Genomic DNA, 21,600 nt, shown 5'->3' with positions numbered 1-21,600 from the left:
AAATCTCCTACTCTTTTTCGTAATATGTGTATCCTCTGAGCCCTTCTTCGAAACTGTCGAGGATCTTTTTACGTTCTTTCGCTGTTATGAAACCGTTTGTTATAGAGTCTTCTGCCAGTTGCTTAAGGCGGTTTTTCATCGCCTTGATATCGTATTCAACATAGGACAGAACATCAGATACGCTGTCCCCTTCGAGCTCCTGAGACACCTGATATGTCCCGTCGTCGTTAACATATACGGACACAACATGTGTGTCGCCAAAGAGGTTATGGAGGTCTCCGAGGGTTTCCTGATATGCCCCCACCAGAAATACTCCGAGGTAATATTCCTCGTCCTCTTTCAGCTCGTGGAGCATAAGAAGGCTTTTGTCATGTTCAATGTCTGGGAAGTTGTCAATCTTGCCGTCACAGTCGCATGTTATGTCTGATATGATAGCGGGCTGTGTGGGAGCCTCGTTCAGCCTGTGTATCGGAACCACAGGGAAAATCTGGTTTATAGCCCATACGTCCGGTAAAGACTGAAACAGGCTGAAGTTTCCGTAATATATATCGAAAAGAAGCTTGTCGATGTAGTGGACATCCTTTGGCACATGCTTAAGTGTCGTTGCCAGCTTAGATATTTTTATAAGGATATGTCGGACGATATTTTCAGCAAGCGCCTTTTCACGCAGGGATATCTGTCCGTGCTTAAAGAGCTGTCTGGACTGGTTGCGGTAAAAGAGTACGTCGTTACAGCACTCCTGTATTGTCTTTGGGGCTACCATGTCGTAGGTTGCCATAAGGTTTTCAAGCAGGTCGTTTGTTGTTTCCGGCAGTTTTTCCGGCAGTGGATGCGGGGTAAAGGATGATACATCCAGTATGTTAAACAGCAGCACAGAATAGTAAGCAACCGTGGCACGCCCTGATTCGGTTATTATGGTCGGGTGGGGTATGTTGTTTTTGTCCAGCACTGTTATTATAGACTCTACGATGTCGTAGCAGTATTCCTCTGTGGAATAGTTACGGCTGGAGTGATAGTTAGTGTTAGAGCCGTCATAGTCCACAGCAAGACCGCCGCCGAAGTCTATGATCTTCATGTTTGCACCCTCTTTCACCATCTCCTCATAAACACGGCAGGCTTCCATTGCTCCGGCACGAATGTCACGGATGTTAGCTATCTGAGAACCTATGTGGTAGTGAAGCAGATGAAGGCAGTCGAGCATGTTCTCTTCTTTCAGCTTGTCTATTACATCGATCATCTGGCTTATGGTCAGCCCGAAAACACTGTTGTCACCGCCGGATTCAGACCACTGACCTTCTGCCTGTGTTGTGAGCTTTGTGCGTAGTCCCAGAAGAGGTTTGACACCCATCTTTTTGGCTCTTTCGAGGATGACATTTATTTCCCCCGGAACCTCAACAACGAAATAACAGTTAAAGCCCATCTTTACCGCATGAAGACCGAGATCAATGAATTCCTCGTCTTTATAGCCATTACATATAAGATATGCATCCCTGTTGTCCAGCATAGATATGGCGGCGATCAGCTCAGGCTTGCTTCCTGCCTCGAGACCGTGATTGTACTTTTTGCCGTATTTTGTGATGGTTTCAATAACCTGTTCCTGCTGGTTGACCTTTATGGGGAAGACGCCTTTGAATTCTCCGGTGTAGCCGGTTTCTTTTATAACATTTCTGAATGTTTCATGGAGCAGCTTTATCTGGGAACCGAGTATATTCTCAACACGAAGTATAACCGGCATCGAAAGACCTCTGTCCTCTATCTCGCTTGCTATTTCGTGCAGGCTTATCTGAGGTCCCTTATCTTTCCCAAGTGGGGTGACTACTATGTCACCGTTTTTGCTCACAGAGAAATAATCTGCGCCCCATTTACCTATACCGTAATGTTCCGCAGCATTTTTCACTGTCCAGTTTTTTGTTTTTTCGGGATCTCTCCACATTTGACAAAGCTCCGTAAAATCACACATAGGATGATTCTATCATATTTATTAAGGAATATCTCATTTGATATTTTCGTCTCATATTAAACAAAACCAGAAGTATTTAAGTATTTTCTGTGATAAAGTCAATAGATAAGTTTACAATATCATATAAAAATCCCTAATAGACAATATCTTAGGTATAATAAGAAAAGTGTATAAAATTGTCAAAAATGGCGAATTAACACATTTTTTAAAGTTCTATGACCTGAGTTTTAAAATGATTTCTATAAAAAACTTCAGATTCATTACCGGAAGTTTATTTTTTTTGAGCTGATAGTTGCGATATCAGTGCTTTTCAGATGTAAAAAAAATAATTTACTGATAAAATAATATAAATAACCGTTAATTTAGGTGGGCGATGAAGGCAGGTCTCCGCAGTGTTATTTTTTTAATGGTAGTACTGACGTCTCTTCTGATGTTTTATTTCCCGTATGTGGAGCTGAAAAGTAATGCAGTTGAAAAGCTCAACGAAAGACAGATGCTTATTGCGAGACAGGCTGCTTTAGGGATAGAAAACTTTTTCAGAGAGCAACGCAGGCTGCTTCAGCATTTTGCTCTCCATCCATATTCTATTCATCTCGATCAGGAGGAGGCAGAGGCTGAGGCTGCTCAGTGGGAATACGAAGCAGGTCATGAGCACATAAAGGCGATCACTATTTACAACAGTAAAGGGGTGATACTACATTCTTATCCTAATCCGGAGCTGGTTGTCGGGGAAAATATTTCATATCAGAGTCATGTCAGTAAAATCCTTAGTGATCATAAGTCAAGCATCAGTGACGTTTTCATTTCAGTTCAGGGTTATCAGTGCGTTGCCATGTCGGAGCCGATATATGACGGTGAAGAGTTTATTGGAGTAATTGCTTTCCTCATCGACTTTAAATATATAGCAAAAAACTTTCTGGATAAAATCAAAATTAATGACAAGGGGTATGCATGGATGATCAGCAGAGACGGCACAGAACTTTATGTGCCTGTCCCGGGGCATACCGGTTCTAATATTATGACAACGACAGAAGGTTTCACGGAACTGAGAGATATGGCTGCAGCTATGATGCGCGGTGAGTCGGGCATAACAACTTATACATTCGATATGATAAAAGATGTCAAAGTTGAGCCGGTAAAGAAATATGCTGTTTATGTGCCTGTTAATATAGAGAATAATTTATGGTCAATAGCTGTTTCAACCCCCGTCGAAGAGATTAATGACGAACTTTTTGCATTTTATCAGAAGATGATGTTTGTTGTCGGGTTGCTTATTATCGGTGTGATCATGTTATCTTATATGGTTATCAAGGACTACAGTCTCGCCAGAAGGAATGAAGAGCTTGAAAAACTTGTTCACGTAGAAATGGAGAAACGTATACAGCAGGAAAGTGTTATGATGCAGCAGGCTCGTTTTTACAGCATGAACGAAACACTAAATGCCATAGCTCACCAGTGGCGTCAGCCTCTTAATTCCATTGGTTTGTGTATTCAGGATCTGGAGGAATCCTTTATGTGTGGGCATCTGGATGAAGAGTACCTTCAGCAGACAGTAGAAACATCGATGAAGAGTCTCACAGCTCTTTCGACAACAATAGATGATTTTCGTAATTTCTTTGCGGAGACAAAAGAACTCACCGATACGAATGTGGGTGGAGTTTTATACAGCATATACAGTATCGTGAGGGTTCAGTATGACGCAAAAGGGATTAGTTTCCGTTTCACCATAGACGGTGATTCACCTGAACATAATTATGAATCGGAGCGTGTGGTATATAAAGCGAAAATCTATCCTGATATGCTGAAGCAGGTCGTGCTGAACTGTCTGCAGAATTCAAGAGAGGCTGTTGAGCAGAGTATGTTCAGAGGTTTGACAGCGAAGGGGGAGATATGGCTCCAGCTTTCAAAGGTGGGAGATACCTTTAGAATTGTAATCCGAGATAATGGCGGCGGTATTGACGGTGCTATTATTGACAGAATTTATGATCCCTACTTTTCAACTAAGAACGCTTCCATAGGTATGGGGCTGGGGTTATATATAGCGAAAAATATTATGGAAGAGCAGATGAACGGGAGTATCGACATCAGCAACACGCGGGGAGGGGTGCAGGTTGTTATAACTTTTAGGTCATTCTGAGTATTGGCTTCACGTTAAGAAAATGCTTAAGCAGGAGTAGCTTTCCTGATAAATGATAACTTTAAACTCATGAATAAGCGATGTGGCACCTGTTCAGCTATCCGGTATATATCGCACTGGCGTTCAGAAATTAGTTGCAAAAAGACGTTAAGAAGGTTATTAGAATTGCTATGATTAGTTTTATTGATATTCTGGGGATCGCTGTTGCGATGAGCATTGACGCATTTTGTGTGTCGGTGTGCATAGGGGTAAAGTATCATCAGCCGAAGCATTATCTGAGGCTTGGCGGTTCGTTTGGTTTTTTTCAGTTTCTTATGCCTGTCCTTGGTGCAGTTGCCGGGCGTGTTCTGCTGGGCTATACTGACAATCTCAAGTATCTTGCTGCTTTTATCCTCTTCTTTGTGGCGTTTAACATGCTCCGTGAAGGACTTCAGCATAAAGAGTGCAGAGTTTATCTTTCTGACCCTACTGTCGGGCTGTCAATCATTATGCTTTCGCTGGCTACAAGCATGGATGCACTCGGTGCAGGGATATCGCTTGCTTTATGGGACGGCGGTATAGTCTCCGCATCCTGCATCATCGGTGTTGTCTGCATGTGTTTTGCTTTCGGCGGGGTGCATATGGGACGCTCCAGCAGTAAGTATATCGGGCATTATGCCGAATATGCCGGTTCTGCTGTGCTGGCTGTTATAGGGCTTAAGTTTATTTTCTGATAGAAGCGTAACTCTCTTTCTGGTATTCTGGAAAAAACTTTTGCGGTGTAGTTATGGGATACAGAAACCTTCGTTCATGTCTTGATGATCTTGAAAAACACGGACAGCTTAAAAGGATATCTACAGAGGTCGACCCTTATCTTGAGGTTGGGCTTATCCAGCGTCTTGTCTATCGCAATGGTGGGCCTGCGCTTCTTTTTACCAACGTGAAAGGTACAAAGTTCCCTATGGCAGGGAACATATTCGGCACAATGGAGCGTACAAGGTTTATATTCCGTGATGCTCTGCCTGTTATCGAAACACTTGTCAAAGCCAAACTTAACCCCAAAGAACTTTTAAAAAAACCGTCATCACTTTTCAGGCTCCCGAAAGGAGCATATAATCTTCTGCCTAAAACTGTCTCAACAGGTGCTGTTACAGAAAATACATGTGCACTTTCCGATCTGCCGCAGTTTTTGAGCTGGTCAATGGATGGGGGTGGGTTTATAACGCTCCCCCTTGTTTATACAGAGTCCCTTGAAGGCGGCTATAAAAACAGCAATCTGGGGATGTATCGTGTTCAGATATCCGGCAATGATTATCTGCCGGATGAATGCGGTCTGCACTATCAGATACACAGAGGGATAGGCATTCACCATACACAGGCAGAACAGTCTGGGGAAAAGCTCCGTGTTAACGTTTTTATAGGCGGTGCACCGTCTCTGACGCTGGCGGCGGTGATGCCTCTGCCGGAAGGGATGCCTGAGGTTTCTTTTGCAGGAGTTCTCGGCGGACACCGGATACCTTTTGTGAAACACAGCAATATGCTTCCCATGCCTGCAGAAAGTGATTTTGTCATATCCGGAACCATAGACCCGAAAGCGGTCAAGCCGGAAGGACCTTTTGGTGATCATGTAGGCTACTACAGCCTTCAGCATGATTTCCCTGTGATGAAGGTTGATAAAGTCTGGCACAGGAATGATGCCGTCTTCCCATTTACTTCTGTGGGGAGACCTCCGCAGGAAGATACGAGTTTCGGTGAATTTATACATGAGCTGACAGGAGATCTTATCCCTGCTGTTCTTCCGGGGATAAAAGCTGTGCATGCTGTTGATGCTGCGGGGGTGCATCCGCTTCTGCTTGCTATAGGCAGCGAAAGATATACTCCTTATGAGAAACTGACGGAACCGAAGGAAATTCTCACTCAGGCTAACGCTGTGCTCGGGCAGGGGCAGTTGTCTCTTGCTAAATATCTGTTTATTGCGAATCATTATGACGACCAGTCCCTTGATATACACCGCCCCGAAAAGTTCCTGAGACACATGCTGGAGCGTGTTGACTGGAGGCGTGATCTGCACTTTCAGACATCTGTTACTATCGACACGCTTGATTACACAGGGCATGGGCTGAATAAAGGATCAAAAGTTGTGATAGCTGCCGCCGGAGATAAAGTCCGCAAGCTGCACTGCGATGTGCCGGAGAATGTTATTCTGCCTACAGGGTTTTCTAAACCCGCTGCTGTGATGGATGGTGTTTTAGTTATCGAAGGACCTAAATGCTATAGCGAACGGGGGAAAGCTGATAAGGTAATTCAGAACTTTTGCGAAAGTATTGAGCTTGACCGTCCTATTAATGAGTTCCCGCTTATTGTAATCGTTGATGATGGGGAATTTGCCTCAGCCAGTATTGACAACTTCCTATGGGTTACATTCACTCGCTCCAACCCCGCAACAGATATCTACGGTATCGGTTCCTATGTGGACTGCAAGCATTTCGGGTGTGAAGGTGCGCTTGTTATAGATGCACGGATGAAGCCTTTCCACGCCCCTGCGCTGGAGCTGGATGCTGCTGTCGAGAGAAAGGTTATGGATATGGCTGCAAAAGGCGGTCCGCTGGAAGGATTATTCTAAACTGTCAGGTTTGTTATTGTTACAAATGCAGTAACTGGTGGATTTTATTTATCTGATTATGACGCTGTTCTCTTTTTTAGCTGTGGCATATGCTATCTGTTGAGCCGGGATGCCGTTTTCGAGCAGTTCTCCCAGAAGTTTATTGCTGTCGGTCTCAGATACACCTATAAGGAGTCCGCCCGATGTCTGCGGGTCAAAGAAGACCATATGGGCATTATCCGGTTTTGTTTCGAATTCACATCTTCCTTTCAGAAATTCCATGTTTGAATATGCACCGGCGGGAATAATGAAATCCTTGGCATACCTGAATGCACCTTCAATAGTGTATGTTGCTCTGGAGTCGATCTCTATTGTTACGCCGGAGCCTGACGCCATTTCGTAAGAGTGTCCGGCAAGGCTGAAGCCCGTCACGTCTGTACAGGCTGAAACATCATATTTTTTCATTATCTCAGAAGCTGCTGCGTTACTCATAAGCATCGTGTCGGTGACAGCTTTGATGTCCTCCGGTGACGCCATCTGCGCCTTCAGTGCGGTTGAGATTAATCCTATACCTAATGGCTTTGTATATATAAGGATATCCCCTTCTCTAAGTCCTACATTTTTATATATTTTCCCGTTTGTTATCTTTCCGGTGATGGAAAAACCTAATTTTATCTCCGGGTCGTAAACGGTATGCCCTCCGGCGAGTGCACATCCTGCTTTTGCAAATTCATCGGCAGCCCCCTGAAGCATGGTTTTGATAATTTCACCGCCAATGGAGCAGTTGTAAAGCAACACACTAAGCGCTGTGACAGGGGTTCCCCCCATAGCGTAAACATCACTCATGGAATTGAGCGCAGAGATACGGCCAAAGTCATATGCATCGTCCACGACAGGGGTGATGAAGTCGACTGTCTGAACAAGGTAGAGTCCATTGCCCATGTCGAACACACCCGCATCGTCTCCTGTCTCAAACCCCACAAGGAGCTGGTCAGGACGAAACAGTTTTAGCCCGTTAAGTGTGTCTGCTAAGTCCGCCGGACCCATCTTTGCTGCTCAGCCTGCGGCTTTTGCGTATGAGGTCAGCGGTCTGTTGACTTTCAACATTGTCTCCTTAGTTTTTTTGAGTGCGCGGTTATAAAAAAAGGGCGCACCTTTAAAGTACGCCCTTCTCAGAGTTTTTCAAATATTTATTTACTGCTTAGTTCGCCACAAGCTTTGTAGATAATTTTAAACAGGTCTTCAGAGTCCGCTTCGTCCAGACATGAGAAGGCGAGTCTGAGGTCTGTTTTGTTTACAGAGATAGTTCCCACACCATATTGGTCGAGAAGATAAACACGGAGTTCCTCAGCATCAACCTTTTTAAGCTTAAGGCACATGAAGTAGCCTGAGTTAAAAGGGTATGCAGTGAACTGATCGGTGAAGTCGTTTTCAGCCAGAACTCTTTTAAAGCTGACAGCACGTCCTTTCATTATAGCTACTTTACCAGCACGCTCTGCGTCAAACTCTGTGTTGTTAAGAGCTCGGAGCATTATGGACTGCGAGGAGTGAGGACAGTTAGAGATTGTGCCTCTGATGAGTCCTGTTATCTTCTTTTCCAGAGCTGTCATCATAGCAGACTGGTCTGAGCTGTTTGTATATCCCAGTGTGATGAATCCGACACGGAGCCCCCACACGAAATGTTCTTTTGTGGAACCGTCAAGCTTAACAGCGAGGAGATTGTCGCTTTTGCCTGCGAGCAGACCGAAAAGTGATTCTGTATAGACATCATCTTCGTAAAAAAGACCAAAGTATGCATCGTCTGTTACTGCCACAACTTTTGTTCCGCTGTTTGCAATTTCAATAAGCCCGTCAGCGATTGCTTTTGCTTCCACTGTCGTAGGGGCGTATCCGGAAGGGTTGTTGGGAAAGTTAAGAATGACTACTATTTTACCGTTGATCTGTGCAGATTCACGGCATTTTTCAAGGAGGGCTTCAACATCGAATCCGCCTTTTTCGTTAAAAGTGTTATATGTTGCGATCTCAGCTCCGCCCATAGTGGCGAAAGTGAGTCTGTAATTGCCCCAGAACATAGAAGGGAGTACAAGTGTATCCCCTTTGTCCATAAAAACATCGCTCACAACTTTAAGCCCGTGTGTGAGTGCGTTTGTAACTATAGGGAGTGAGGTTCCGGCTGAGAGTGACGGTGTGTCGTGTTTGATCTTTTCCAGCCATTTTTTGCGGAGCTCAGGTTTACCTGATGACGGTGCATAAGGGAAAATATCCGCAGGTTTCATGTCGGTGAAGCACTGATATACGCTGTCTAGGAACATCGGGCCTGACTTATCAGTAGCGATACCTATCGTGACATTATATTTATGAGCTTTTTCTTTAGCTTCCGCAGATTGTGTTATTATACCTTTTGGCATAAAAAGGTTCTTGCCAAGTTCTGAGAGCATATCCAGAACAGCAGGGTTGGCTTTTGCAATAATCTCATTAAGCTCTTTTGCTAATGCATTCACAGGTGCACCTCCATTTATAAAGGCAAAAGTACCTTATTAATAGAACAATGATGGTGGTATGTCCATAGAAATTTATAGAAAGGGAAGTCCATTTAGTGTTATTATCTGATAAAGATATGATAAATTAGTGAGCTTGGCTTATAATATAAGGAGCAACTATAAGAAATGGACAGTTTCAACAATTAGTGACACTATTACATATAAGGAGGATTTTATGAACTTTGCATTGATTGGTGCTTTAAAAACAGCTTATGAAGCTGAAAAAGAGGGGATGCGCTCATATCTCCATTTTGCTAAAGAAACAAATGTTGCAGGCGGTAAAGATATGTTTATTCAGCTTGCGCTGGATGAGGTTGACCACATGGAGCTCATACAGAACTTTATGGAGAAAACACTGAAAGGCGAAACTTTTACCACTGTGGAAGTGCCCGCAGGAAGACTCTCAAAAATTATGCCTGACCTTCAGGATGCTTCCCGCCAGAAAATTGACAAAGCAAGTGTCAGTGATGAACAGGCTCTTAAGATAGCCATGGAACAGGAAGTCAAAGCCAGAACATTTTACCTCGAAGAGGCTGGCAAAGCTGATGATGCTGTTGTAAAAGAACTTTTTGAAAAACTTGCAGGTGTAGAACAGAAACATTATGACATTCTTAAGGCTGAACTGGACTTTATGCATGAGGATGGATTCTGGTTTGACGCTATGGAGTTTTCGCTGGAAAAATAATTTCATAAAAATCGGTGATAAATAGTTGACAAAGGGGGGGAAGGTTGATATATTCGCTCCCTGTTACAGATAATCCCCGATAGCTCAATCGGCAGAGCGGTTGACTGTTAATCAATAGGTTGCTGGTTCAAGTCCAGCTCGGGGAGTTTTAAAAGCCCTTCATTACGAAGGGCTTTTTTCGTTTGTGCATCACGCAAGATTTCTTCAACATATCCCATGTTAGCACAATGTAAGCAGTGTTTTTTTAACATTATCATTTTGACCCCATCGCAATCATGCACATGAGCTGGCATTCCCTGAAAAGCAAGTTGCCCCCTGACTTAGTATGCGGAATCTTATCCTTACTGCTCCAGTTATAAATGGTCTGCGGAGCCTTTCCTAACAATCTTGCCGCATCTTCAGTTTTCAGCATGTTCTTTTCCATATCCTTATACGGACACACTGAATTGGAACGGTAAATACATTTATCGCAATGGTGTAAAAGTGTCTCACTTTTCATCTGTTCTCGCCTCCTGTTAATAAAAGGCTACTGATTTATTGAAAGTAAAAATGTGGTATTTTGGAATTTGAGTAATTTTTTTTGGCAGAAATATTTTTTTTATTTTATGTGGTCGATAGCTAGAAATGCAGTATTTTGTACTTATAAATCTTTGATGTGTATTAGTAATCTAGGAATGTGGTTTTTTTGGAAAAAGAGATGAAACGAAGTGCCCCCGTTATGAGGGCACTTAAAATTATAATATTTCAGCATCCGCCATTTACGACATGGAGCAATGAGTTGTTTTTAATATAAAAGAGTGTTGATGAACATGTGTCCCGTTCTTTTCTTCCAAGTGCAGTTATGCCTGACAAGGTATCGTAGAATACGATACTGCCAGAGTTTTTGATTTGCTGTATAAAATCTGATTGCTTTGACTTGAGACTGTCAGGTAACACAACAGGCAGTGACGTGTTTGGCAGTTGCTTTACTTTTCCGCTGCATCTCAGATAATTTTCAATTGATACAACATTTTTCGACATTTTCGAAGTAGCAACAATTGCTAGATTCTCACACGCTCCATTTTCTGTAACCCAGTATACGTTTAAACTATTTTCTGGTGTATCCATCACGGCATGAGGCACAGATTTACTAACAACCTGAAGCAGACTGGATCCGCCAAGGTTTGAGTTGCTCATTTGAGAGGCAAACTTCTGCTTAAGCTTTTCGCTTAATGAAGCACTGAGATCAGTTTGAGAATTTGTACCCTGCTCAGCTGGTATTTCTTCATTTCTGGTTTCTTTTTTGATGGGTATATCTTCAATTATTCCCTCTTTTGCAAATAGTTCGTATCTGCTTGTTCCATAAATGTGCTTAATCTTTGCATAAAAGGGCTCTGATGGTGAAAGGCACTGAAATACAGCATCTTTTGGGAATAGGCTAGCTTCAATATCGCTTTTATTATAACCTTTGACTGATTTTAGATTACCGCCCTTATACGTGCAATAGGCATTCAGGTCATATATTACGCCAAGATCTTCGTCTATATCAGTAACATTTTCAATCTCGTAGTTATATCTCTGATACATTGAGCCATCATCAAGGTGCCTTACATGAGTAACGGCTTTACCGTCCACAATACCAAATTTGGTATTCAGGAACCCTTCAAGGGTCTTCGGTTTGTCAGAGTTCTCAAATTTATTCATCATATTGTACTGAAAATTTGATAAGACAGGTTTGCCTGACTTTGCGCTGCTCAGAACCATTAAATACCTATACTCCTGAACATCCTCCTGGTTAAGCCGCCTTGGTCTTTTCGCAATAATTGTCTCAACGGCAAAATCTAAATTACCGCCATAGCATTGCCAATTCTTCGATTTTGTATCAGGCTCCATCTTTTGAATGGTTTGTATTCCTGTAAAAGAATCAGTGATAACTTTATCAGCGACACTTTTGCCGGCGACACTGTCACAGATTTTAAAAAGCTCTGCATTAATAAAGCCAATCCATTGACCATCAGCTTCTATGGCTGTTTGATTATCTGCAAAGTTTATAAACTCAACAGGAAAAGAAGCATACAAATACTTCACACTACCTATCTTTGCGAGTTTTTCTCTTAAAGTGGAATTATCAAGCTGCCTTTCCTTTGATGGATTTGGACCGAGAGCATTCAGCATGCTAAACTGTGCTCCAGTTCCTCCACAACCATAGAGGGCAATCCCCGCAAATAAAAAGAAAAGTGTAAGCCAAAGTCTTCTCATACAATCCTCCAAATAATAATTTGTAGTCAAAATACCAATATCTGTGATTTACCTCAAGGAAAATATTTACCTATAGGAAAATGTAATCACAAATTAACTAGAAGATAATCAGGCAATGTGAGGTTGCTTGATGGATGAATATCAGGATTTCTTAAAGCGTGTTTCTGACAATGTTAAAAGAATGAGGCTCGAACGTGGCAAAACCACTGAAGAGATAGCCTTTGAAGCTCTGGGGCATAGCTCTACAGCGTTCGTGAATCAGGCAGAGAATCTTAAAAACGGTAAACATTTTAACCTCAAGCATCTGTATCTGCTAGCGAAATATTATGAGTGTTCTATCGAAGTCTTTTTATCTGATACCGATATTTAATTGATAGAAAATCAGTTTATTGATCTCAATCGTCATCGTTTTTTATTGTTTTCATAACTAATTAAGCCTTTCGATCTGTCAAACTGACAGATCATACAAAAGCATACAATCTGTCAAAGTGACAGATGTAGATTACTCCGTAGTAATACCAGTCAAGATTCCTGTTCTTTTTCTGAGGCGTATTCAATGATTATATGAAATCAGGCTGAAGTTGCTTTTATTGCGTGAATATGTTGTTTTTGCTTGTATTTTATTTATGTATAATATACAATATATTTAGAAGGTAGGAGGTATAAATGTCATACAGAACAACAGTGCAGTGTCAGGCTTGCAGCAGCTTTGTGGTTCCAAAGCTGGATACTTATAATGGGCAGCCAGTGGCTACGCTTTGCCCGATTTGTGGGAATATAATCGAAGATTTCTCACCAGCGTGGGCGAAGTATATTCCGCATTTCATCGGCTTTATGCTTGCTGCTGCTTTTATATTTTGTGTTAAAGAAACATATTTCTAAGGCCAGACTGCCTGTATCGGCTTATTCGGACAGTGGGATCGGAAACATTCGGACAGCGTCACTATGTGTCAGTATAGATGTCGTGTTTTATGGAGAGTAAAATGCGATATTCCGAAGGATTTAAGCAAAGCATATTGAAACGAGTACTTCCTCCTTGCAATGAGGGTATTCGTCAGGTAAGCCGAGAGACTGGTGTCAATAAGCAAACCATTTGTAATTGGCTTAATGAGTACCGTTCAGGCAAGTTTCCCGCTGAACGAAGAGATCTGAGTCCACGAGATTATAGCTTAAAAGAGAAATACCATGTACTTCTTGAGTCTTCGAAGTATTCAGATGAAGATATTGGCCGATATCTAAGAGAGCGAGGTGTTCATACAGAACATTTGACAATGTGGGATCAGGAAATACGAGATATGCTAGACAAAAAGAATGGTAATAAAGATAGTGAAGTCAATCTCCTTAAGAAGCGGATCAAAGCATTGGAAAAAGAGCTGAATCGCAAAGATAAAGCCTTAGCGGAAACAACGGCTCTCTTAGTTCTCAAAAAAAAACTGGACGCACTTATCATGGAAGACGAGGACGACTAATTCTCGAATCTCATAAGCGAGCAATAATTATGCTTATTGAGGAAGCTCATGATTGTGGGGCATGTTATGCTGCAGTCTGTGATTTAGTCGGCATATCTTTGAGAACACTCCAGCGCTGGAAAAAGAGCACTAACCTTACTGATAGAAGAAAAGGTTCTCGCAAAATTATTCCACGCAAGCTCAGTGAAGAAACCAGAGCAGAAGTGATCACAGTTTGTACCTCTAAGCGTTTCTGCGATTATAGCCCGCATGAGATAGTTCCCCTGCTTTTAAACGAGGGACTTTATATAGCCTCAGTAAGCAGTTTTTATAGGGTCTTAAGGGGAAATAATCTTCAGCACCACAGAAGCAATTTAAAACCCAGAAAGAAGTCTGTGAGGCCTCCAGAAAAGCAAGCGACTGCTTCAGACACTGTATGGTGCTGGGATATTACCTGGCTTCCCAGTACAGTGAGGGGTAGATTCTATTTTGCTTACGTAATAATAGATATTTACGACAAATTCATAGTCGGATGGGCAATTCATGAAGATGAACGAGAGTACCACAGCCGTGACCTGTTTGAGAGAACCCTCAGCGGTCGGAAAAATATTGAGTTTCTATCATTACACAGTGATAACGGGAGTCCTATGAAAGGAGCTACTCTACTGGCATTTCTTAATGGTCTGAATGTCTCTATATCTTTTAGCAGACCAAGAACTAGCAATGATAATCCTTTCATAGAGTCTTTTTTTAAAACTCTCAAATACAATGACAAGTACCCATTAAAATTCGCCAGTATTTTACATGCAAGAGAATGGATGGCGTCATTCGTAGAGTGGTACAATAATGAGCACCTGCACTCCTCTATTGGTTATGTAACCCCTAGTCAGATGAGAAATGGGGATGCAGCTAATATTTTTAAACTTAGAAATCTAACAATGGAAGCAGCGAAAATAAAATACCCAGAAAGATGGGGAAGAAGAAAATTAAAAAAATGGGATGCTTCAGAAAAAGTGATTTTAAATAAAGAAAAAAAATAAGCGACAACTACGTTGACATAAAGCGGCGTATCGGTCGTCGGACACTTTTGCCGCAAGGTAACCTTTTTCTGATTATAAGAACCAGTTCATCTATAAATCAAGCGTTATCCGCCTGAATTTTCCTTATACTTTCACCTTTAAGTTTGATCTTGTGACTGCTATGCAGCAGTCTGTCCAGAATGGCGTCAGCCACAGTGTCGTTGTTGAGATAGTCATACCAGCGATCTACAGGCAGTTGCGAGGTGACGATAACACTGCTGATACCCGCACGATCCTCAATCACCTCAAGAAGGTCGTTGGCATCATCGGTGGTGAGCGGATTAATTCCGAAGTCATCAAGGATGAGCAGATTATATTTGGCTATTTTATTAAGCCCCTTAACATAAGTACCGTCCAGTCTTGCCAGCTTCATCTCATCCATAAGCCTGGGAAGTCGGTAGTATCTAGCGGTGAGTCCGTCCCTTACAACCATATTGGCGAGAGCCTGAGCAATAAAGCTCTTCCCTGTTCCTGTGGGGCCTGTGATAAGTATATTCTGCTTTTTATTCAGATACTCACCTGAGATGAGCGAAAGCATAGCTGACTTATCAAGCCCCCTTGGTATCGTGTAGTCGATATCCTCGACCCTTGCGTTGAGGTCTTTGAACTTCGCCTGCGCCATGTTCCTCTTTATCTTGCGTGACAGCCTCTCTGCTGATTCCGCCTGCAGAAGCTGAAGCAGACGATCCTCAAACGGCAGATCTCTGTACTGTGGATTCTCCATCTGTCTGGAAAGAGCTGCCTCCAGTCCGGCGAGCTTCAGCTCTGCAATAAGGTTTTCTAACTTTGACATTTGTCCTCCTCTTTATAATAGTCTCTCCCCCGCACATTATTATGATTGCTGAGCGGAGCAGTGTTCTTCTCATCCTTCTCAAGATATATTTTACTGCTAAGTATGGATTCAAGGCTCTTTACTGAATAAGCTCTTATCTCTACAGCCTTCTTACATGCCATGTTGAAGTCACTTTTATCATGGCTTTTTGCTCTGCTGAGGATAGCTATACATGTCCTGTAAGCGTTTGCCGGATGACTTCTGGAATCAAGGATATTCTTCATGAGCCTTGCAGTATCGAAGCCTATAGAGCCTGCCCAGTTGAGTATACGTGTAGGGTTCCATTTCCTGCCACATGACATGATTCGGCGGCATGTGCTCTGTGAGAGTGGAACCTCTCTTTGACTTAGGGTGGATGGCTACAGGGTATCCTTTGTGATATATCTCTACGGTGGTGGCGGAATGCCACACATCAACTTTATTCTTTATAAGCTTGTAAGGAACAGAGTATCTGCTGCCGGAAACCTCCACATGATAATCAACTCCGACATGCCTTATAAGATACTCACGATACTGATATCTGCCCTTTGGCAGTGGCAACATCTCAGGACGGTCTATCTCTTCCAGAAGCTCAAGACGGCTCTTACCTATGCCTCTTATGACTTTACTGTTATAGGCTTCAGTAAGCGGAACTATCGCTTCGTTCAGTTCCTGCACGGTGTTAAACAATCTGTTCCTGAGCTTTGCAAGTATCCATCGCTGTATCCCCTGAACTGCCTGCTCCACCTTTGCTTTGTCCTGAGGTTTTGCAGGTCTGGCGGGGATGACTGCACAACCGTAATACTTAGCCATGTCTGAGTAGCTGCTGTTGACCGTAAGAACATCTCTGGTGTGTTTAGTTATTGCTGATTTAAGATTGTCCGGTACTACGGTCTTTGAGACTGCGCCGTAATATTCAAACGCAAGACTGTGTGACAGTATGAATGATTCTTTCTTCTGGCTTTCTGTTGCATGCACAAACACAGCTCCGGATGCTCCGAGAGCGGATACAAATATCTGTGCCTCGCTCACTTCTCCTGTATAGCGGTCTACTATATCCATTGTCAGACCGGAATAGTCTACGAACATTATTTCACCGGCGTTGTATATCTGACGCATGGTTGGACTTAGACGGGAGATGTGTTTCTTGCAGTACTCTTTGAACTGAGTGTAGTTATAGCCGTCGGGATGGACGGACTTATATTCCTGCCATAGGAGAAGCCAGGTGACTCCCTTGCGACGTTTCTCTCTGGCGATATAATCCAGATCGGGCATTGGAAAGGTTCGCTTCAAAGGCATTGACCTTTCCGGAAAAAGACGGCTGTACAGTTCATCTTCGGAAACCGACGACAGTTCCTCAGCTTTAAGACCAGTTATACGGAAACGGTTCACATAGTCTGATACCATTGACTTAGGGATTCCGGTGGATACCGATATCTGACGGATGGAAAGCTGGTTTATGTATCTTAGGCGTATTACCTCTTTGATCTCGCTCATTGTTAACCTCGTCATATTTGCCTCCAACTTATTATTGGAGGACAGTTTAAAGGTTAACCTTGCTGGCGGGAAGTGTCCGAGTTCCGCTACGGTGTCCGACGGCCGATACAGTGTCCGGCGAGCGCTACGCTGTCCGAGCACCGATAGACTGTCCGGCGGCCGCTATGGTGTCCGAATGTTTCCGCTACGGTGTCCGACGGGAAAACGCTACGCTGTCCGAGTCACGCCGCTACGAGCACCTATACAATCTCCGCATCCTCACCGAAACTGCGTACCCACGCCTGAAGCTCAGGCTCGCTTTGGGTTGTCAGTTCCAGTATTACACCGCCGTCATCTGTGTCGGTCAGCGTCTGCTCTTCCGACCAGATTCTTTCTTTCATATACTCCGCAGACTTGCCGCTTTTGAACCGCACCTTGAAAGTCTTTGGTTCGTGCCATGGCAGGCCAAAAACCTCTGGCTTGTATTCAGGCATCTCAATATCAACCTGCCTATCAGTCAGGACAATGTCCTTTATGCGGTGAATCGCAAAGTTTGTGGGATGCTTTATCTCTGCCATATCACGGCTAAGACCGACCCCTAAAACATATAGAGCATTACTCATGCTGACTATTCGCCCTGGTAAAAAGCGATGCTCTATAGGCTCTGTCCTCATCGAAGCTACATACTGCACAATGCACACCAGTCTATTTTCCGCCGCCATGATGAGTTTTCCGATATTCCCAATATGAGGAGTGTAATCTATCCGCCCTTTGGAAAAGAATGACAATTGACTAGCACCACTTTGGTCTGCCATGCTTACAGATAGACGCAAGATAGTGTCATCGATACGGCTTAATACTGTCTCCGGCAATATACCGCTTGAAAGGTCTCTGCACAAGCTCAGGTAGCGCAATTCTTCGAAATCGAGTCCAAGGCTGCTCTTTTTGGAGCTATTAATCCGATACCATTTTCTCCGGTCTTCGATGCCTGATTCAAAATTTATCCCGAGTACAGTCTCGATCTCGCAAGCCATCCGTATGATTGTCTGAGGCGAACAATTAAGATATTCGGTGAGGTCAACCTGATAATGCTTTCTACCGTCAAACATTAATTTGCGGAACATCCGCAGCAATTTAACACCTGACGTAGTATCCTGATCATGTATTTGCGCTTAGCAAGATAATACCCAGCAGCAAAGCCAATGAAAAAAAGTACTAAAGCACCCATCTCTACGCTTCTGGTACTATTTCGGGGTTGATCGGTGCCTCAGTTTTGATCTTTCCGGTAGCTGCACCAATTCCACCTATTGCAGCATTCATCGCAGTATCAAAAGCACCTTTTGAATCTACCATATTGCCATGTGCTGGTGTTTCATCTCCGATCTCATTTCCAAGTTCCTCTTCAAGATCATCGAAAGAGTAAGATTCTTCCTCTTCGGTATCATCTGCCAGCAGTGCTGTCCCAATCAAAAGTCCTGCAACGCCTATTGCGGCTATCGCACCATATTTTAACCAGCTCATAATGTCCTCCTTACGATTTTGTTATTATAAGCTAGCACGCTAAGATTCCAGATTATGGAAACATCTAAAATAAATTTGTATTATTATTTGGCAGGTAAAATAATGAGTCAAAGACTGTATATATTTACAATGTTACTTATCAAGGCTTCTTTCGTAATCTCTCTAACCCCGATACTTCTCATCTTAAATTCGACACCTTGTATCATTTCTAAACATTCACGCAGGTCTTCTCTGACACTGTCAGGCAGGGATATTCGTTGTTCGGGAGTAAGTGTCTGAGCTATACGAAAGATGTCATTTCTATGCTTTGAAATATCCTTGTCTTTTATAAAAACGCTTTCATCTTTAAGCCTCTGGTTATCTATATAAGCTCTTGCTTTTAAGGGGATAATATATTCTTTCTTTATGAAGGTTACATTATTTTCAGTCACACAGTTTTCTTTAATCAGTCTGTAATAGTTATCATCCAGCAGAATCGCTGACAAGCTGTTGACCTCCTCTATTGAATCAAGAGGGACACAATGCGGTCCTTCATCAATCTCAATCACATCAGGCTTGCGTGAAAATATCTCTATCATATATGGAAAAGTTTCATCATCTGGATTCTCGAAACGGTAAAACTGCTTATTACCGCTTGCCTTGCTTGTATTTTTATAACCGCCGTCTGTGATAAATTTCTTTATGGCGTCATTAAAATCCTTATCCAGAACCTCTATAAGCAGCACGATATCTAAATCTCTCGTTACTCTGAACTCCAGATCATCTTTTGAAAGAAAATAATCACATGCAGTTCCGCCTATTATCACGTAACTTTGTGTATAGCCTTTAAAATATTCTGCAAAAACGTCAAGTCCGTTTACCATTGGAAATTCTCCATCATTTCTTCAAGCTCGCCCTGAACCCTTTCGTCCTTATCATCTTCCAGTGACAGGTATAAAGACAGCTGATCTACAGATGCCATACCATATGAAACTTTCGAACCGCTCTCAGAGCTAAAGTCTATGACCTTCTCCGGCGCATATGACCATATCTCAACCTGCAGAGCAGCCTCCTCAGGATATTTTGCGATCTCGTACAATCCCTCTGACTCTTCCCATGTTTTTTCTGATACTGCGACAGATGGTATACTAGGAGAAGATAGCATCGTACACTCTGAAAGAGCGGTTAAACCAGCAACAAAGCCGACTGCAACCGAACTCTTGAAATCGTTTATATACACAACATCTTTTACCGGAGACTTCATATATGGTTTGGCTTTCAGCCAAAGATATTTAGTTTCATCATTAAATTTCAGATAACGATCCCGTCCGATTTTATATGTCTCCGCAAGATTAAGCTGTTTAAAATCATTTGCGATACGCTGAGCATTTGATGTGGAGACCTCAAACCTATTAACCATCTCCACCAATGAAAATTCTGATTTAAATTTTCTCTGTATTACTGCCAGCAAAACCATCTGTGCCGATGGCCTTAGCTTTTTTATAGGTTTAACAGAATCTTTGAAGTACTCCCTTAAATCAATCTTCAGCATAGGCAGATAAAGCTGGTTGGCAGGCACTATGAACTGGACTCCGTATTTTATAAGCCTATCTCTTTCATATGAGGCAAGAGATTCTGAAACATAAACCAGAAAGCGATTCAAAATGTTTATGACCTTATTATAATCTTTATCTATCTGATATGGAGAAAGTTCTTTATCTTTCTGTATCATAAAGACTATTTGTTCATTCAGTAAAATCCCAGTATAATAGTCATAACCAGATGATAAATATATCGGCAGGTTCTGAAATGATTCTTTTTTCAAACCATGCAAATCAACATGTAGTATTTCTGACACATATTTTTTAAGATTATCAATCATCATAAGACATCACTCCTATAATATTTTCCCAGTTATATTGCATTATGTCATACATGTTGGGAAAATTCAACAACTATGGGAAAATAATTATGCAGGGCTATTTTATGCGGATAAGCTGGCTACGAGATACACTGCGTGCAATTGAAGATAAGCAGTGGACTACCATATCTATTATTCTTTTGGCTTCTGGAATAATGTAACCGACTGAATAGCAGGTTTAAATTCCGGAGATACACACATATTAAGCTGTATAGCAGCAAGGTGTAATTCGGGAGTAAGCAGTGCGTAACAATATCAAAAGCACAGCTATGTGTATTTATCAGGGCACACGCCTAGATTGTCAGGTAAACTTCAGGATGTTCCTATTGGAGATGCACCAATCAGTATGTATATTTTAATTAATGTGCAATTAGAAGAGAGCAGTGAAGAGGAAAACTTTGTGCTGAATCGTGTGCCGATCGGGCGGTTTCTATCATATTTGAGCGGCTAAGTTATTGAAAAAATGCTGATGAAAGGTGCTAGGTCGCTGATAAATAACATTTAAATCCTTTCACCCCGATTCATACAAGAGAATATCCGATAAGCCAGACTCCCAAGGTCTGGCTTTTTTACGTTAAAATATAATATTCATAGGTTTTGGTGGCGAGATGAACAAAGCATGTCTTTGCGATTACCATTTAAGAGTTGATCCTTTTTTATATTATATTCTTAATTATTTTTGCTGAGTTAGAAAAATATTTATAATTAGTAGCTTCTATCACCTGCTCCAAAAATTCAGGAACCCAGCTATAGATGTAATCATCCATAAATTGATCTTTCTTACTCTTATCAATTTCGTTCATAAAAACCAATAAAGGGACAATGTGGTCTTCTGTATAAGGGGGCAACACTTGAAATAAAAAGTCTGCATATAGGTCTCTTAATCTCAGAGAAATATCCGAATATAAGAGCTTCTTCTCGTCCAGATAATAGGATGCAACAGGAATTGTAGAAAACTGCGAAGGTTGAGAAAATAATTTAAGATATTCTTCGTTATATTTCTCTGCTGCGTCATCTACACCTAAACAATTTATCTCGTCAGCGATTTCATTTACTAATTTATCATCAGCACTACTTAGATTGTCTGCTTGACTTTGAACAATATTAATTAGGAATTCTTTACTGGGGACATCCTTTAATACATTGATAATTAAATCAAAATGTATGTTCTTTCGTACGCTATTCATATTACACCTTTGAAGTTACATGTTTAAATGGGGTAGC

Annotated in this window: 21 protein-coding genes and 1 tRNA gene; 9 read left to right on the top strand and 13 right to left on the bottom strand. The window is 42.1% G+C overall.

The genetic code is table 11. From position 1 onward, the window contains the following. Nucleotides 1-7 precede the first annotated feature (7 nt). Entirely contained in the window at nt 8-1,933 is a 1,926-nt protein-coding gene (gene speA, locus DACET_RS13110; RefSeq protein WP_013011850.1) for a biosynthetic arginine decarboxylase, read from the bottom strand. A 433-nt stretch (nt 1,934-2,366) separates the two neighbouring features. Here speA and DACET_RS13105 point away from each other — a divergent pair, with 433 nt between their 5' ends. The 3 genes from DACET_RS13105 (at nt 2,367) to DACET_RS13095 (ending at nt 6,699) form a co-directional block, all read left to right on the top strand. Further along, nucleotides 2,367-4,097, top strand: coding sequence for a sensor histidine kinase (locus DACET_RS13105; protein ID WP_169304244.1), 1,731 nt, complete (start codon nt 2,367-2,369; stop codon nt 4,095-4,097). Nucleotides 4,098-4,267: 170 nt separating this feature from the next. Then, the gene (locus tag DACET_RS13100) at nt 4,268-4,810 is read left to right on the top strand and encodes a manganese efflux pump MntP (RefSeq protein WP_013011848.1); all 543 of its coding nucleotides are present in this window, start codon (nt 4,268-4,270) and stop codon (nt 4,808-4,810) included. Between the two features lie 53 nt (nt 4,811-4,863). Further along, a complete protein-coding gene (locus DACET_RS13095) occupies nt 4,864-6,699 on the top strand; it encodes a UbiD family decarboxylase (RefSeq protein ID WP_013011847.1) in 1,836 nt (611 codons plus the stop codon). A 48-nt stretch (nt 6,700-6,747) separates the two neighbouring features. Here the strand turns inward: DACET_RS13095 and selD are convergent, their stop codons facing one another. Together selD and DACET_RS13085 are read right to left on the bottom strand one after the other, a co-directional pair. Beyond that, entirely contained in the window at nt 6,748-7,785 is a 1,038-nt protein-coding gene (selD, locus tag DACET_RS13090; protein ID WP_083772423.1) for a selenide, water dikinase SelD, read from the bottom strand. Between the two features lie 83 nt (nt 7,786-7,868). Further along, the gene (locus tag DACET_RS13085; RefSeq protein WP_013011845.1) at nt 7,869-9,179 is read right to left on the bottom strand and encodes an aminotransferase class I/II-fold pyridoxal phosphate-dependent enzyme; all 1,311 of its coding nucleotides are present in this window, start codon (nt 9,177-9,179) and stop codon (nt 7,869-7,871) included. A gap of 214 nt (nt 9,180-9,393) precedes the next feature. Here DACET_RS13085 and DACET_RS13080 point away from each other — a divergent pair, with 214 nt between their 5' ends. Together DACET_RS13080 and DACET_RS13075 are read left to right on the top strand one after the other, a co-directional pair. Then, the gene (locus DACET_RS13080; RefSeq protein ID WP_013011844.1) at nt 9,394-9,903 is read left to right on the top strand and encodes a ferritin family protein; all 510 of its coding nucleotides are present in this window, start codon (nt 9,394-9,396) and stop codon (nt 9,901-9,903) included. Between the two features lie 73 nt (nt 9,904-9,976). After that, nucleotides 9,977-10,049, top strand: a tRNA-Asn gene (locus tag DACET_RS13075). 107 nt (nt 10,050-10,156) lie between these two features. Here the strand turns inward: DACET_RS13075 and DACET_RS13070 are convergent. Then, nucleotides 10,157-10,402, bottom strand: a complete 246-nt coding sequence (locus tag DACET_RS13070; protein WP_013011843.1) for a helix-turn-helix domain-containing protein — start codon at nt 10,400-10,402, stop codon at nt 10,157-10,159. A gap of 245 nt (nt 10,403-10,647) precedes the next feature. Further along, on the bottom strand, nt 10,648-12,141 hold the full coding sequence (locus tag DACET_RS13065; RefSeq protein ID WP_013011842.1) for a hypothetical protein: 1,494 nt from the start codon (nt 12,139-12,141) through the stop codon (nt 10,648-10,650). Nucleotides 12,142-12,271: 130 nt separating this feature from the next. Between DACET_RS13065 and DACET_RS13060 the strand changes: the two genes are divergently transcribed. The 4 genes from DACET_RS13060 (at nt 12,272) to DACET_RS13045 (ending at nt 14,629) form a co-directional block, all read left to right on the top strand. Next, nucleotides 12,272-12,511 (top strand): helix-turn-helix domain-containing protein, encoded by a 240-nt coding sequence (locus tag DACET_RS13060; protein WP_013011841.1) that lies wholly within the window; start codon nt 12,272-12,274, stop codon nt 12,509-12,511. A 296-nt stretch (nt 12,512-12,807) separates the two neighbouring features. Beyond that, nucleotides 12,808-13,023, top strand: coding sequence for a hypothetical protein (locus DACET_RS13055; protein ID WP_013011840.1), 216 nt, complete (start codon nt 12,808-12,810; stop codon nt 13,021-13,023). Nucleotides 13,024-13,124: 101 nt separating this feature from the next. Further along, a complete protein-coding gene (locus DACET_RS13050; protein WP_013011839.1) occupies nt 13,125-13,610 on the top strand; it encodes a transposase in 486 nt (161 codons plus the stop codon). Beyond that, nucleotides 13,610-14,629: an IS3 family transposase gene (locus DACET_RS13045; protein WP_283804969.1), complete on the top strand. Its 1,020-nt coding sequence runs from the start codon at nt 13,610-13,612 to the stop codon at nt 14,627-14,629. Before DACET_RS13050 ends, DACET_RS13045 begins: the two co-directional genes overlap by 1 nt. 97 nt (nt 14,630-14,726) lie before the next feature. Here the strand turns inward: DACET_RS13045 and istB are convergent, their stop codons facing one another. The 8 genes from istB to DACET_RS13010 form a co-directional block, all read right to left on the bottom strand. Next, entirely contained in the window at nt 14,727-15,461 is a 735-nt protein-coding gene (istB, locus tag DACET_RS13040) for an IS21-like element helper ATPase IstB (RefSeq protein WP_013009976.1), read from the bottom strand. Next, nucleotides 15,449-15,724 carry a hypothetical protein gene (locus tag DACET_RS16585; RefSeq protein WP_052293536.1) on the bottom strand — a complete coding sequence of 92 codons (276 nt, stop codon included), beginning with the start codon at nt 15,722-15,724 and terminating at the stop codon, nt 15,449-15,451. Before DACET_RS16585 ends, istB begins: the two co-directional genes overlap by 13 nt. Then, nucleotides 15,708-16,991: an IS21 family transposase gene (gene istA, locus DACET_RS13035; RefSeq protein WP_083772422.1), complete on the bottom strand. Its 1,284-nt coding sequence runs from the start codon at nt 16,989-16,991 to the stop codon at nt 15,708-15,710. Before istA ends, DACET_RS16585 begins: the two co-directional genes overlap by 17 nt. Before the next feature lie 224 nt (nt 16,992-17,215). Further along, nucleotides 17,216-18,064 carry a helix-turn-helix transcriptional regulator gene (locus DACET_RS13030; protein WP_013011837.1) on the bottom strand — a complete coding sequence of 283 codons (849 nt, stop codon included), beginning with the start codon at nt 18,062-18,064 and terminating at the stop codon, nt 17,216-17,218. A gap of 121 nt (nt 18,065-18,185) precedes the next feature. After that, entirely contained in the window at nt 18,186-18,476 is a 291-nt protein-coding gene (locus tag DACET_RS13025; RefSeq protein WP_013011836.1) for a hypothetical protein, read from the bottom strand. 107 nt (nt 18,477-18,583) lie between these two features. Next, entirely contained in the window at nt 18,584-19,339 is a 756-nt protein-coding gene (locus tag DACET_RS13020) for a hypothetical protein (RefSeq protein WP_013011835.1), read from the bottom strand. Next, nucleotides 19,333-20,340, bottom strand: a complete 1,008-nt coding sequence (locus DACET_RS13015; protein WP_013011834.1) for a hypothetical protein — start codon at nt 20,338-20,340, stop codon at nt 19,333-19,335. Before DACET_RS13015 ends, DACET_RS13020 begins: the two co-directional genes overlap by 7 nt. Nucleotides 20,341-21,032: 692 nt before the next feature. Continuing rightward, nucleotides 21,033-21,563 carry a TorD/DmsD family molecular chaperone gene (locus tag DACET_RS13010; protein ID WP_013011833.1) on the bottom strand — a complete coding sequence of 177 codons (531 nt, stop codon included), beginning with the start codon at nt 21,561-21,563 and terminating at the stop codon, nt 21,033-21,035. Between the last annotated feature and the right edge of the window lie 37 nt (nt 21,564-21,600).

It is taken from the genome of Denitrovibrio acetiphilus DSM 12809 (genome assembly GCF_000025725.1).
Taxonomy (GTDB): Bacteria; Chrysiogenota; Deferribacteres; order Deferribacterales; family Geovibrionaceae; genus Denitrovibrio; species Denitrovibrio acetiphilus.
The sequence above is the reverse complement of the archived record's forward strand: the minus strand, read 5'-3'. Positions and strand labels throughout refer to the sequence as shown.

Bases quoted from the DNA above. Each gene is read 5' to 3' on its own strand.
- DACET_RS13060 (WP_013011841.1), top strand. From the start codon at position 12,272: ATGGATGAATATCAGGATTTCTTAAAGCGTGTTTCTGACAATGTTAAA.
- istA (WP_083772422.1), bottom strand. From the start codon at position 16,991: ATGACGAGGTTAACAATGAGCGAGATCAAAGAGGTAATACGCCTAAGA.
- DACET_RS13050 (WP_013011839.1), top strand. From the start codon at position 13,125: ATGCGATATTCCGAAGGATTTAAGCAAAGCATATTGAAACGAGTACTT.
- DACET_RS13015 (WP_013011834.1), bottom strand. From the start codon at position 20,340: ATGATGATTGATAATCTTAAAAAATATGTGTCAGAAATACTACATGTT.
- DACET_RS16585 (WP_052293536.1), bottom strand. From the start codon at position 15,724: ATGAAGAATATCCTTGATTCCAGAAGTCATCCGGCAAACGCTTACAGG.
- DACET_RS13080 (WP_013011844.1), top strand. From the start codon at position 9,394: ATGAACTTTGCATTGATTGGTGCTTTAAAAACAGCTTATGAAGCTGAA.
- speA (WP_013011850.1), bottom strand. From the start codon at position 1,933: ATGTGGAGAGATCCCGAAAAAACAAAAAACTGGACAGTGAAAAATGCT.
- istB (WP_013009976.1), bottom strand. From the start codon at position 15,461: ATGTCAAAGTTAGAAAACCTTATTGCAGAGCTGAAGCTCGCCGGACTG.
- DACET_RS13095 (WP_013011847.1), top strand. From the start codon at position 4,864: ATGGGATACAGAAACCTTCGTTCATGTCTTGATGATCTTGAAAAACAC.
- DACET_RS13055 (WP_013011840.1), top strand. From the start codon at position 12,808: ATGTCATACAGAACAACAGTGCAGTGTCAGGCTTGCAGCAGCTTTGTG.
- DACET_RS13030 (WP_013011837.1), bottom strand. From the start codon at position 18,064: ATGTTTGACGGTAGAAAGCATTATCAGGTTGACCTCACCGAATATCTT.
- DACET_RS13070 (WP_013011843.1), bottom strand. From the start codon at position 10,402: ATGAAAAGTGAGACACTTTTACACCATTGCGATAAATGTATTTACCGT.
- DACET_RS13100 (WP_013011848.1), top strand. From the start codon at position 4,268: ATGATTAGTTTTATTGATATTCTGGGGATCGCTGTTGCGATGAGCATT.
- DACET_RS13020 (WP_013011835.1), bottom strand. From the start codon at position 19,339: ATGGTAAACGGACTTGACGTTTTTGCAGAATATTTTAAAGGCTATACA.
- DACET_RS13065 (WP_013011842.1), bottom strand. From the start codon at position 12,141: ATGAGAAGACTTTGGCTTACACTTTTCTTTTTATTTGCGGGGATTGCC.
- DACET_RS13010 (WP_013011833.1), bottom strand. From the start codon at position 21,563: ATGAATAGCGTACGAAAGAACATACATTTTGATTTAATTATCAATGTA.
- DACET_RS13105 (WP_169304244.1), top strand. From the start codon at position 2,367: ATGGTAGTACTGACGTCTCTTCTGATGTTTTATTTCCCGTATGTGGAG.
- DACET_RS13025 (WP_013011836.1), bottom strand. From the start codon at position 18,476: ATGAGCTGGTTAAAATATGGTGCGATAGCCGCAATAGGCGTTGCAGGA.